Raw genomic sequence first — 11712 nt, 5'->3', positions numbered from 1 at the left:
TATGAAACAACATTGGCCTTTGGCCGCACTGGGCTTGGTTGCCTACTTGCTGTTTATGCTGGTATTAACGCCGGCAGCCTGGTGGTTAAAGCTGGTGAGCTTGCCGCCACAACTGCAACTGGGTCAGGTTACGGGCACCCTGTGGCAGGGGAAGGTGCAACAGCTGCGCTTCCAGCAACTGCAGTTAAATGAACTGAACTGGCAGCTTAATCCCTGGTCATTACTGCGCTTACGCTTAGATCTGGCACTGCAATCCGGTAGTGTGCAGCAAAATCAGCAACCCTATTTGCAGGCCCGGGTCTGGGCCACGCCGGCGGGTATCAGTGTGCATTCCAGCCTGATTAAACTGCCGGTACCTTTATTGCTGCCATTACTGCAATTGCCGATGCCGGTGCAGGCCGGTGGTGAGTTAGTGCTGGATATCCAGCGTCTGACTTTGCAAAGTGGCCGTTGCCAGACCCTTGCTGGCCAGCTCAGCTGGTTTGATGCCAGCCTGCAGCCGCCGACAGGTACCTGGTTGCAACTGCAGCAGTTTAATGCCCGCCTCGAGTGTGACGAGCAACAACCGGTGCTGATTACCGATCCGGCCAATATTCTGGCGTTAGACGTAAGGGCAACGGTTAATGCTGCCGGTAAACTGCAGGTTAGCGGCACCCTGAAACCAGCGGCAGAGCTGCCGGCTGAGGTGCATCAGGCGATGCAGTTCGTTGGCGCACCCGACGCTGAGGGCCGTTACCGCTTAAATTTCTAAGTCGTCTAGGGTCTTAGCCGGCTGAGGCCGGCAGAACACCACGGCTCTGGTAGATATCGCCCAGCAGGCTGCGATAGTCGGTGACCATGCTAAAGCCATGATAATGATTGCCTGGCTTTTGGCTGTCCGGGTTAGCCACGCCGAGCAAATGTTTGATGCCAAATTCACGCGCCGCTTCCAGAATGGGCAGGCTGTCATCGACAAAGAGCGTGCGCTCAGGATCAAACCCGAGCCGGTGCTGCAATTTATGCCACAGTTGCTGACTTTCTTTGGTGACGCCGAATTCATGGGTAGAAATTAACTGCTCAATATATCTGGCCAGATCGGTGCGTTCCAGTTTCAGTGACAAACTGTCGGGATGTGCATTGGTAACCAGGGCAATATGGCGGCCACTGGCTTTTAGCGCGGTTAAAAACTCCGGCACATCATCACGCATCCGGATCTTGTCGATAATCTCCCGCTTAAGCTCAGTGATCGGCAGTTGCAGCCGTTTCCCCCAGTAATCCAGACAGTACCACTCCAGTTTGCCCTGCAGCTTGCTGTATTCGGCCATCAGTTCGGCACTGGCTTCAGCGGGGCTGATCCCGGTAATGGCGGCCCAGCGCTCCGGTAAATGTACCTGCCAGAAATAATTGTCAAAATGCAGATCCAGCAGGGTACCGTCCATATCCAATAACACGGTATCGATTTCTGACCATTGCAGCATAGGCTTTTCCCGTTAATCGCTTTATAGTAGATAACCAAACAGCTTAGCAGTTTAACAGAGAGCAGCCGATGACGCAGCGCACACCTGACAAACAAAAACCGGAAATTCTGTCGCAGCAAATTGTGGCGCAAAGCCGGCTGTTTAAAGTGGAGCAACTGGAGCTGCGGTTTAGCAATGGCGAACAGCGGGTATATGAACGGATGCGCGGCAGCAACCGCGGTGCCGTGATGATTATCGCCTGTCCGGATCCGGAGCACCTGTACCTGGTGCGCGAATACTGTGCCGGTACCCATGATTATCAGCTGGGGTTTCCCAAGGGTTTAATCGATCCGGGTGAGGATATTCTGACAGCGGCTAACCGCGAGTTAAAAGAAGAAATTGGTTTTGGCGCGCACCGCTTTGTACAGCTGAAGTCACTGGCGTTAGCGCCGGGCTATTTTAATGCTACAATGCACCTAGTGCTGGCCTTTGATCTCTATCCTGAGCAGCAGGCCGGTGACGAACCCGAACCTTTAGAGCTGGTGCGCTGGTTGCGGCAAGACAGTGCGGCCTTATTGCAACAAGCCGATTTTACCGAGGCGCGCAGCGTGGCAGCCCTGTTGCTGGCACAACAATATTTGGAAGCCAACCCGGATGTTTTTAAGCAAACTGCTGGAGCCAGTGAAAGCCACTGCCCGTGAGGCCGGGGCGATTTTATGGGAGCTTTACCAGAGCGGTGAGTTTAGTCAGCAACAAAAGCAGGATACCAGCCCGGTAACCAGTGCCGATCTGGCTGCCAACACACATATCATTGCCAGGCTCAGTGAACTCACGCCTGATATTCCGATTATCTCTGAAGAAACCCAGATCCTACCGCTGGCACAGCGTTCAGATTGGCCGCGCTACTGGTTGATTGATCCAATGGATGGTACCCAAGAGTTTGTTGCCCGCAGCGGTGATTTCGCGGTGAGTATTGCTCTGGTGGAGCATGGTTGGCCGGCGCTGGGCGTGATTTTCTGGCCGAAAGAGCAGTTGTTGTATTACGCCACCCGCGGCAATGGTGCTTTTAAACAACAACATAACCTGATTAACCGGATCCGGGTGCAGCAATATCAGCCTGGTGAGCCGCTGCGCATTGCCGTCAGTCGCCGCCAGCCGCGACAGCTGATCCACGACCTGCTGCAACAACCGGAGCAAGCCGAGTTTATTGCGCTTGGCAGCTGTTCCTTAAAAAGCTGTCTGGTAGCTGAAGGCAAGGCAGATTGTTATTTGCGACTGGGGCCTACCGGGGAATGGGATACCGGCGCCGTGCAGGTCATCGTCGAAGAGGCCGGCGGCAAAATTCTGGATAGCCAGTTTGCCCCCCTCAGTTATAACCAGCGGGAAACCCTTGGTAATCCCGATTTTATGGTTATCGGCGCTGCGGTACAGCCTTGGTCTGAGCTGATTAAAGCCCGGCAAACCGCGCGTGAATTGTAATAAAATTACCAACTTCAGTAATTAAGCAACTGGCCAGAAGCCGCGCAAACAGGGGCCTTTAGCCAAATCCCAGTATCTTTTATCGTGAAAAAACGCTATGATGCACGGGTGTTTTTTGAACAGAGAACCGCCCTCTGCTCAAAGAACAACATGAAAATTAAGTCCGTCAGAGACTGCACCCTTACCTACAGTACCCTTAGGAGTTAACAAATGTCCGATCTGGATTTGGGCCAATACGGCATCACAGATGTCACGGAAATCGTATATAACCCATCTTACGAGCTGCTGTTCGCCGAAGAAACCCGCAGTGATTTGCAAGGTTATGAAAAAGGTAAGCTGACCGAGCTTGGCGCAGTATCAGTCGATACCGGCATCTTTACCGGCCGCTCTCCGAAAGACAAGTATATCGTGCGTGACGACACTACCCGCGATACCGTCTGGTGGTCAGATCAAGGCAAAAACGACAATAAGCCCATCAGTACAGAAGTTTGGGCTGATCTGAAAACACTGGTTACCCGCCAGTTATCCGGCAAAAGACTCTTTGTTGTCGACACCTTTTGTGGTGCTAACGCCGACACCCGCTTAGCGGTACGTTTTATTACTGAAGTGGCCTGGCAGGCGCATTTCGTAAAAAATATGTTTATCCGGCCTACAGATGAAGAGCTGAAAAGCTATAAGCCAGACTTTATCGTGATGAACGGTGCCAAATGCACTAACCCGGATTGGCAGAAACATGGCCTGAATTCAGAAAACTTCGTTGCCTTTAACCTGACCGAGCGCATTCAACTGATCGGTGGTACCTGGTACGGCGGTGAAATGAAGAAGGGTATGTTCTCAATGATGAACTACTTCCTGCCACTGCAAGGCATCGCTTCGATGCACTGTTCTGCTAACGTCGGCAAAGACGGCGACGTGGCGGTATTCTTCGGTCTGTCTGGTACCGGTAAAACTACCCTGTCGACCGATCCAAAGCGGCAGTTAATTGGTGATGACGAGCACGGCTGGGATGATGATGGCGTGTTCAACTTCGAAGGTGGGTGTTACGCCAAGACCATTAACCTGTCGAAAGAAAACGAGCCGGATATTTATAACGCCATCCGTCGTGACGCCCTGCTGGAAAACGTGACCGTGCTGGCAGATGGTAAAATTGATTTTAACGATGGCTCGAAAACGGAAAATACCCGGGTGTCGTACCCGATTTACCATATCGACAATATCGTCACCCCAGTCTCGAAAGCCGGTCATGCCAAGAAAGTAATTTTCCTGACTGCTGATGCCTTTGGGGTATTACCGCCGGTATCGAAGTTAACCAAAGAGCAGGCGAAGTACCACTTCCTGTCTGGCTTTACGGCCAAGCTGGCCGGTACTGAGCGTGGTATTACTGAACCTACGCCAACCTTCTCCAGCTGTTTTGGCGCCGCCTTCTTAAGCCTGCACCCAACCAAGTATGCGGAGGTGTTAGGTAAGCGGATGGAAGCCGCTGGTGCTGAAGCGTATCTGGTCAATACCGGTTGGAATGGCACAGGTAAACGTGTATCCATTAAAGCCACCCGCGCTATTATTGACGCCATCCTGGACGGTAGCATCGAGAATGCCGAGTTTGTGCAGCTGCCGTACTTTAACCTGGCGATCCCAACTCATCTGCATGATGTCGATGACGGTATCCTGGATCCGCGTGCAACTTATGCCAACGCAGCAGACTGGGAAGTCAAAGCCAAAGATCTGGCCAAACGTTTTATCGATAACTTTGTTAAGTTTACCGATAATGACGAGGGTAAAGCTCTGGTTGCGGCCGGCCCGCAGCTGTAAGTTAATCGCTGGCTCTAAATAGCAAAACGCCCCGCTGAGTCGGGGCGTTTTTTATAGGTGTTTATTGCCATATTCAGGCGATTTTTTTACTGAGTAACGGCTGCAGCGGCAGCGCGGCAAGACATTCGGCTTGCTCGGCCCAATGATACAGCGCCAGGCTGCCATCGCTGTGCTCCAGCAGGGCAGTACAGCTATCAATCCAGTCACCGTCATTACAGTAAATAATGCCATCTTCCAGGGTCAGTTCCGGGTGATGGATATGACCACAGACCACGCCATCGTAGCCGCCCCGTTTGGCCTTTTTTATTGCAGCCTGGCGGTAACGGCCAATGGCTTTTAATGCCCCCGGTACCCGGCTTTTAATATAGGCAGCCAGACTAAAATAACGACCACCGGTTACGCGGCGTACTCTGTTGTACCAGCGGTTCAGAAACAGCAACAAATCATAGAGGTTATCACCGAGCCAGCTTTGCAGCGGACCAAAGCTGACCTCTTTATCGAATTCGTCACCGTGGAGCAGTAATAATTTTTTACCCTGCGCCGTGGTATGTTCGCCTCTGAGCTGTACTTTAATATTGCCAAACAATTTGCCACGATACAGCCGCATCGCCTCATCATGGTTACCGGGAATATATACGACCTTAGTGCCTTGCTCGGCTTTTTGCAGCAGCAGTTGTACCACCTGATTCTGCGCCTGTGGCCAGTGCACCTGACGCTGCATGGCCCAAAGATCAACAATATCCCCCAGCAGATAAATGGTGTTGGCTTCGGTTTGCTGCAAAAAATGCAGCAGATATTCGGCCTGACAGTCTTTACAGCCCAGATGAATATCAGACAGGAAGATGGTATTGCAATTTAACATTGGCTATCCCCGGTGGCTGAATGCGCTGATAGCATCGGCCGGCCAGATGTCCGGGGTATGACAGCCAGATGAAGCTTATTTGACTATGGATTAGCCCCTTGCTGCAGATAGTCACAGATCTGCTGGTTCAGCCAAAACTCAGTGCGAAACGGATGCTTGCCGCCGACAAAGCCGACATGGCCACCGTGGCGGCTGAGCCGGTATTCCACCTGTGGGCTCAGTTCAGCCGGGGAGGGGATCACGGCGTCGCTTAAAAAGGGATCGTCACTGGCATGAATAATCAGCGTTGGGATGGTGATCGCTTTTAACCGGGCTTTGCCGCTGGCGCGTTGGTAATAGTCAGCGGCATCGCGAAAGCCGTGGATCGGCGCAGTATAATGCTGGTCGAATTCGGCAATACTGTTAAATTGCTGCACCTGAGCTGGCGTTAGCGGGAGCGGAAAATCCGGGAACTGCGCCAGCTTGGCCAGGGTTTGCCGTTTTAAGCGCTCCAGCAAGTAACGCTGATAAATTTTACTCAGGCCCTGATTAATGCGTTTGGCGCAGGCCGCCAGATCCAGTGGCGGGCAGATGGCGACGGCAGCGCGTAGCGGATTAGCACTGGCTTGCTCACCACAGTATTTTACCAACACATTACCCCCCAGGGAAAAGCCAACTGCGGTTAGTGGCATCGCCGGAAAACGCTGTTGTAGTTGGCTAAGTAAATAGCCAATATCGGCAGTATCACCGCTGTGGTAGGCCCGTGGCAGCTTGTTCGGTTTACCATGACAACCACGAAAATGCATCACTACCGCTGGCAGTTTGCGGCGTGTTACTTCGGCAAGCAGCCCCTGAATATAATGGCTGTGCAGGTCACCGGCCAGCCCATGCAGGATCACCAGCAGCGGTCTTTGCTCAGTTACTGGCAGTTGTTCGGTCCAGTTGAGCTGCAGTTCATCACCATCGGGTAAGGCTAACATTTCCGGGTAGGTTGGCACCTGCTGCTTTGGGCTTAAATACTTAGCAAAAATAGTTTGCAGATGGGCATTACGTAGCCACCACGGCGCGCTAAAGCTGGTGGCATGAAGATGATGACTGGCTGGTCCGAGCTGTGCTTGCAAAATAACCGCTCCTGAGAAAGAATGTGGCCTAAGGCTTCCAAAAAAGAATAACGATGAATCGCCGCCAATTTATCCTGTCAGGCCTGGCGCTTGGCACCACCGCAACGCTGGGAGTTAACGGTTATCAGCTGCTAAACAGTGATGACACGGCTAATTCTGAGCTGGTCCTCGCTGCTTTGCTACCGGCCTTATTATACGGTGCTTTACCCTCGGCGCCGGCAGAGTCTGACGCCGCCATTAGCCGGACTATCGCGGCGGTGCACGACAGCCTGGCATTTTTGCCGCTACGCCAGCAGCAAGAACTACAACTGCTATTTAATTTACTGGCACAGCGACTGGGCCGGCTGGCGCTGAGTGGCCACTGGTTGCCGCTGGCTGAACTCAGCCTGCCACAACGGCTGACGTTATTTGCCCGCTGGCGTGATAGCTACCTTGCCGTATTGCAGCAAGCTTACCATGGTTTACGCGAATTGTTATTTGCTGCCTACTACAGTCAGCCTGAGCACTGGGCTGCTCTCAATTACACCGCACCGAGGTTTCGTTAATGGCTAAGCAGTCACCGCAACATCTGGACGCCAGTCAATTTACCGCCGAACAGCAATTTAGCGCCGATGTGGTGATCGTTGGTAGCGGCGCCGGTGGCGGTATTGCCGCGGAGTTACTGGCTAAGGCCGGTTTGCAGGTATTGTTACTGGAAGAGGGCGCCTACTACGATCGCGATGATTTTGTCATGGAAGAGCGCTGGGCCTATCCGCAGCTGTATCAGGAAGCAGCCGGGCGTAAAACCCGCGATCAGGCGATTGGTATTCTGCAGGGCCGCACTGTAGGTGGCTCAACCACCGTTAACTGGACTACCTCAATCCGCACCCCTCAGCCAACAGTCAGCTACTGGCAAACAGAATTTGGCCTCGACTTTAGCGGTGACAATACGCTAAGTCCTTATTTTGCTTTGGCTGAGCAGCGGTTAAATATCCACCGCTGGCCGGTGCCGCCGAATGCGAATAATGCCAAATTGCAGCAAGGTTGTGAGCGTCTGGGTTGGGAATATACGGTGATCGATCGTAATGTCAACGGCTGCGCCAACCTTGGTTATTGTGGCATGGGCTGCCCGATCAATGCCAAGCAATCGATGTTAGTCAGTACCATTCCCAGTGCGTTGGCGCAGGGCGCCCGGCTGATCTCGCGGCTTTCGGTGCGGCAGCTACACTGGCAGGGCAATCAGGTGCAAAGTCTTACTGCGGTGCCGGTCGATCGTTTTTTCCATCCACGCGCCGAAATACAGGTCCGAATTCGGGCCAAACACTTTATTGTCGCCGCCGGCGCCATCGGCTCGCCGGCATTACTGCTACGCTCCAAAGTACCTGATCCTTCAGGCCGTCTGGGTAAACATACCTATTTGCACCCGACAGTGATCTCCGGCGCGGTCTTTAATGAGGACATTAACGGCCATGCCGGCGCACCGCAAAGTATTTATTCCGATCAGTTTGTCTGGCCCAGCGATGGGCAGGCCGGTTACAAGCTGGAAGTACCGCCGCTGCACCCGGTACTGATGGCAACCAAGCTGACCGGCCAGGCTCAGGCCCATGCTGCCTTGATGCAGCAGTTTAATCAGTTACAGGTAACTATCGCTTTATTGCGCGATGGTTTTCATCCGCAAAGCCAGGGCGGCAGTGTTAGCCTGGATGCGCAGCAGCAACCGCTGCTGGATTATCCGGTCAGTGACTATTTATGGCAGGGTATGCGTCGTGCGCTGTTATCGATGGCTGAGCTACAGTTTGCTGCTGGTGCCAAAGCGGTATTGCCCATTCATCATCAGGCGCAGCAATACCAAAGCTGGGCCGAGGCGAAAAGCGCGATCGCCCAGCTGGCAATGCGTCCGTTATTACAAACGGTGGTGTCGGCTCATGTGATGGGCGGCTGTAATATGGCGGCTAATGAGCGGCTGGGCGTAGTGAATGCCGATGGTCAGCATTATCAACTGCAAAACCTGTCGATTTTTGATGGCTCGGTATTGCCAACCAGCCTGGGGGCTAACCCGCAGCTGACGATCTACGCTTTAGTGTGGCGTAATACTGAGCGACTGATTAGTCGTTTACGACACGGCTCCCGTTAATAATTTTTCTTTGGCTTAGGTAGTTAAAGCTGGATTCTACTAGTAAAAATGGACTATTGTTAAGTTCTGATACTTCTTATGTTGTAAAAATACAGTCATGCCAGCTTCGTTATGCCACGCCTTAGGCGAATATATAGATGTGTTACTGGATGCGGTTTGTGCTGTGGATCGCGATGGGCATTTTCAGTTTTTAAGCTCAGGTGCAGAGCGGATTTTTGGTTACCCGGCCAGTGAGATGCTGGGCCGGAGTATGCTGGACTTTATCCATCCGGATGACATTCCTAAGACGCTGGCCGCGGCGCAGGCCATCAATACCGGGCAAATCAAGACCGATTTCGAAAACCGCTACCTACGCAAAGATGGCCAGATTGTACATTTGCTATGGTCAGCACGCTGGTCGGCAGATAAGCAGCAGCGGGTTGCCGTGGCGCGTGATATTACCAGGTTAAAATTGGCAGAGAGCCGCCAACATGCGCTCTATGCTATTTCCGAGGCGGCTTTTGCTGCCGAGAATTTGCAGGATCTATACCGGCAGCTGTTGCAAATTGTACAGCAGTTAATGCCGATCCAGGCCTGTGTCATTGCCCGCCGCACGGTTGCCGGCAGTATCAATTTAGCTTATCAGTATCTACCTGAGGAGGATACGCAGAGTGCTGCGGAAGCAACCGAGCTTTGTAATCAGCTGTTGCAGGACAGGGGACCAGCCTCATTGCCGCTGATCCGTAAACGTGCAGACCATAATTTATGGTTGGGGGTGCGGCTGATCTCGCACACCAACGTGCTAGGCGCTATGGTGATCTTAGTTTCAGCACAAACTGCGGTATCACATCATGCGGATGCCGATTTACTGGATTTCGTGGCGCAGCATATGGCGGTCGCGATTGAGCGGAAAGAGTTGCTGGCGCGGCTGCAACATTCCGCATTGTATGATGAGTTAACCGGCTTACCCAAGCGGGAGCTGTTTTACGACCGTTGCCGGCAAGCCATGGCGCAGGCACAGCGGCATCAGTGTCAGTTGGCCATTTGTTATCTCGATCTGGATGGTTTTAAACCGGTGAATGATCAGTTCGGCCATAGCGTTGGTGATGATTTATTACAACAGGTTGCGCAACGCTTAATCCAGAATGTACGTCAGGCCGACACTGTCGCACGCTTTGGTGGTGACGAGTTTGTGATCTTGTTGAGCGAAGTTGACTCGGCAGAGCAGGCCGCCGTAGCGGCGGAAAAGATCCGTCAGAGTTTTAGCGCTTCTTTTCAATTACCGTCGCACAGCCTGACGATCACGGCGAGTATCGGTGTGGTATGTGCTGCAGCGGCGACATTAAACACAGAGCCGTTACTTGCAATGGCCGATCAGGCGATGTATCGCGCCAAGCAACTCGGTGGTAACCGCTGTATTCAGGGCTAAACGGTTTGTAGTTGTTGCCCTAATAGACGGAAATAACCCAGCCATAATTGTCCGAGCTCAGCGGTTAATTGCGGTTCAGGGTAAACCCCTGCGCGGGCAGCAGCAGTTTGCCGGGTGCCCGCTACCAGAAAACTATTTTTCAGTGGCTGGCTCTGTAATACTTTCTCGAATGCTCTGGCCATCATTTCTTCCGGCAAGCTGAAATAAAGTCGCGCTGCGGCTTGGTCCAGACTTCGGCAATGCTGAAAAAAGTCGCTGACATCACAACCATCATCACTGACAAAGAGTTTTGTAAAAGCCTGGTCTAACAAAGCATTGAGGGGATGCGCTTTTATTGGCTGCTGTGTTAGCCAGGTGCGGCTGGCAAATTGACCGGCGCTAACCTCGCCCTGAAACATTTTCTGCGCAATATAATGATCAAAAGCATGCATCCACTCGTGAGCCAGGCTGCCGCCGCCGGCATTTTTAGCCAGCGCCAGGATCCGCCCTTTGGGTTGATAAAATGCGCAAACTCCGGGTTGGCCACCAATACCAAAAGTTAACGCCAGAGTACCGCGCAGTGAAATAACCTCGGCCGGGACTTGCAGCAATTGTTGCAAATCGGCAAAGGCATCAAAGAATAAATTAGCCGCTTGTTGTTGTTCTGCTGCGGTCACCCAGCGACCAATATGAATGCTGTTAAAGCCAAAGATCGTTACCAAATCGGCAAAGCTAACGTCGGCACCACTGCGATGCGGTGGACCATTACGATAGTACTGGCGTGGGGAGCGGGAAGCGTGCTGCATGCTGCTATAATAGCGAGAGCCTTCAGCTTAGAGCAACAAAAAAGCGGGCCACCATGCTCGGAGTAACACAGCAGCCCGCAGACCTGAAAGGTTAAGCGGTTAAACTATCGAAGATCCGCAAAAAGGTCGGTTGCTGGCGGATAGCTAACGGCATATGTAAGCGCCGTGCCAGCTCCTGCGCATGGATCACGCCACGGATCTGATGATTATCGCGGTCCACTACCAGACAAAATGCCTCACCATTCGATTGCAGGGTATTGACCACATCGGCAATGGTGCAGTTTTGTAGTTGCTGATAGGCCAGCGCCTTGATGCGCTCACGTGGCCGCATCAGATCCCGTACCTTGATTTCATCGCGGCTATTGCCCAGCATCACCTGGCGTAACAGCGCCTGCTCCGATAACTGTTCGATATGGATTAAACCCAGCATATTCTCATCGGCATCGACTACCAGTTTTAGCTGACTGTGTTCCTGCTGCATCATCAGCAGTGCCTGGCTGGCAGAAGTGTTACCTTCGATCAGGGTTGGCTGGTTATGTTTAAAATCACTCAGCACACTCAGTGCCGGTGAATTTAACGTGGTTTCAGTAAAGTCGGCGGGTTGAATCAACTGATCAACGGCATCTAAATTGAATAAGGATAAAGTTTTCATGATAGCTACTCACACTAATGGGCGCGCAGAGGCCACGCCAGAATTAACAAATAAAAATAAATGCTGTT

The 11712-nt window shown here is 52.5% G+C and carries 12 protein-coding genes; 7 read left to right on the top strand and 5 right to left on the bottom strand.

Going from position 1 to position 11712, the window contains the following annotated elements; translation table 11 throughout:
* The first annotated feature begins 1 nt into the window (after window position 1).
* Window positions 2–751 carry a type II secretion system protein N gene (locus AEST_RS13275; RefSeq protein WP_008609654.1) on the top strand — a complete coding sequence of 250 codons (750 nt, stop codon included), beginning with the start codon at window positions 2–4 and terminating at the stop codon, window positions 749–751.
* A gap of 13 nt (window positions 752–764) precedes the next feature.
* Here AEST_RS13275 and yrfG read toward each other — a convergent pair whose 3' ends face one another.
* A complete protein-coding gene (gene yrfG / locus AEST_RS13270) occupies window positions 765–1457 on the bottom strand; it encodes a GMP/IMP nucleotidase (RefSeq protein ID WP_008609652.1) in 693 nt (230 codons plus the stop codon).
* Window positions 1458–1525: 68 nt separating this feature from the next.
* Between yrfG and nudE the strand changes: the two genes are divergently transcribed.
* The 3 genes from nudE to pckA all read left to right on the top strand — a co-directional run bounded on the left by nudE (window position 1526) and on the right by pckA (window position 4724).
* The gene (gene nudE / locus AEST_RS13265; RefSeq protein ID WP_008609651.1) at window positions 1526–2137 is read left to right on the top strand and encodes an ADP compounds hydrolase NudE; all 612 of its coding nucleotides are present in this window, start codon (window positions 1526–1528) and stop codon (window positions 2135–2137) included.
* Window positions 2091–2915: a 3'(2'),5'-bisphosphate nucleotidase CysQ gene (cysQ, locus tag AEST_RS13260; RefSeq protein ID WP_039925524.1), complete on the top strand. Its 825-nt coding sequence runs from the start codon at window positions 2091–2093 to the stop codon at window positions 2913–2915. The genes nudE and cysQ overlap by 47 nt, the downstream gene beginning before the upstream one ends.
* 210 nt (window positions 2916–3125) lie before the next feature.
* Complete coding sequence (pckA, locus tag AEST_RS13255) at window positions 3126–4724, top strand: phosphoenolpyruvate carboxykinase (ATP) (RefSeq protein ID WP_008609649.1); 1599 nt, start codon at window positions 3126–3128, stop codon at window positions 4722–4724.
* A 73-nt stretch (window positions 4725–4797) separates the two neighbouring features.
* Here the strand turns inward: pckA and AEST_RS13250 are convergent, their stop codons facing one another.
* Both AEST_RS13250 and AEST_RS13245 read right to left on the bottom strand, forming a co-directional pair.
* A complete protein-coding gene (locus AEST_RS13250) occupies window positions 4798–5586 on the bottom strand; it encodes a UDP-2,3-diacylglucosamine diphosphatase (RefSeq protein ID WP_008609648.1) in 789 nt (262 codons plus the stop codon).
* 83 nt (window positions 5587–5669) lie between these two features.
* Window positions 5670–6686: a hydrolase gene (locus AEST_RS13245; protein ID WP_008609647.1), complete on the bottom strand. Its 1017-nt coding sequence runs from the start codon at window positions 6684–6686 to the stop codon at window positions 5670–5672.
* Between the two features lie 53 nt (window positions 6687–6739).
* On the opposite strand from AEST_RS13245, the gene AEST_RS13240 reads away from it, so the two are divergent.
* From AEST_RS13240 to AEST_RS13230, 3 genes are all read left to right on the top strand, one after another.
* Complete coding sequence (locus tag AEST_RS13240; RefSeq protein WP_008609646.1) at window positions 6740–7231, top strand: hypothetical protein; 492 nt, start codon at window positions 6740–6742, stop codon at window positions 7229–7231.
* Entirely contained in the window at window positions 7231–8799 is a 1569-nt protein-coding gene (locus AEST_RS13235) for a GMC family oxidoreductase (RefSeq protein ID WP_008609645.1), read from the top strand. Before AEST_RS13240 ends, AEST_RS13235 begins: the two co-directional genes overlap by 1 nt.
* 97 nt (window positions 8800–8896) lie before the next feature.
* Entirely contained in the window at window positions 8897–10207 is a 1311-nt protein-coding gene (locus tag AEST_RS13230; RefSeq protein ID WP_238534605.1) for a diguanylate cyclase domain-containing protein, read from the top strand.
* Here the strand turns inward: AEST_RS13230 and AEST_RS13225 are convergent.
* Both AEST_RS13225 and AEST_RS13220 read right to left on the bottom strand, forming a co-directional pair.
* On the bottom strand, window positions 10204–10992 hold the full coding sequence (locus tag AEST_RS13225) for a CLCA_X family protein (RefSeq protein WP_008609643.1): 789 nt from the start codon (window positions 10990–10992) through the stop codon (window positions 10204–10206). The two genes, AEST_RS13230 and AEST_RS13225, sit on opposite strands and share 4 nt — an antisense overlap.
* 91 nt (window positions 10993–11083) lie before the next feature.
* Window positions 11084–11644, bottom strand: coding sequence for a CBS domain-containing protein (locus AEST_RS13220; RefSeq protein WP_008609642.1), 561 nt, complete (start codon window positions 11642–11644; stop codon window positions 11084–11086).
* Between the last annotated feature and the right edge of the window lie 68 nt (window positions 11645–11712).

Source organism: Alishewanella aestuarii B11 (assembly GCF_000280055.1).
GTDB lineage: Bacteria > Pseudomonadota > Gammaproteobacteria > Enterobacterales > Alteromonadaceae > Alishewanella > Alishewanella aestuarii.
Note: the sequence above shows the minus strand (reverse complement) of the source record. Positions and strands in the feature narration are given on the sequence as shown.

What these genes read in the sequence shown, in the direction of transcription:
- AEST_RS13275 (WP_008609654.1), top strand. Translation starts at nt 2, where the DNA reads ATGAAACAACATTGGCCTTTGGCCGCACTGGGCTTGGTTGCCTACTTG.
- yrfG (WP_008609652.1), bottom strand. Translation starts at nt 1,457, where the DNA reads ATGCTGCAATGGTCAGAAATCGATACCGTGTTATTGGATATGGACGGT.
- nudE (WP_008609651.1), top strand. Translation starts at nt 1,526, where the DNA reads ATGACGCAGCGCACACCTGACAAACAAAAACCGGAAATTCTGTCGCAG.
- cysQ (WP_039925524.1), top strand. Translation starts at nt 2,091, where the DNA reads ATGTTTTTAAGCAAACTGCTGGAGCCAGTGAAAGCCACTGCCCGTGAG.
- pckA (WP_008609649.1), top strand. Translation starts at nt 3,126, where the DNA reads ATGTCCGATCTGGATTTGGGCCAATACGGCATCACAGATGTCACGGAA.
- AEST_RS13250 (WP_008609648.1), bottom strand. Translation starts at nt 5,586, where the DNA reads ATGTTAAATTGCAATACCATCTTCCTGTCTGATATTCATCTGGGCTGT.
- AEST_RS13240 (WP_008609646.1), top strand. Translation starts at nt 6,740, where the DNA reads ATGAATCGCCGCCAATTTATCCTGTCAGGCCTGGCGCTTGGCACCACC.
- AEST_RS13235 (WP_008609645.1), top strand. Translation starts at nt 7,231, where the DNA reads ATGGCTAAGCAGTCACCGCAACATCTGGACGCCAGTCAATTTACCGCC.
- AEST_RS13230 (WP_238534605.1), top strand. Translation starts at nt 8,897, where the DNA reads ATGCCAGCTTCGTTATGCCACGCCTTAGGCGAATATATAGATGTGTTA.
- AEST_RS13225 (WP_008609643.1), bottom strand. Translation starts at nt 10,992, where the DNA reads ATGCAGCACGCTTCCCGCTCCCCACGCCAGTACTATCGTAATGGTCCA.
- AEST_RS13220 (WP_008609642.1), bottom strand. Translation starts at nt 11,644, where the DNA reads ATGAAAACTTTATCCTTATTCAATTTAGATGCCGTTGATCAGTTGATT.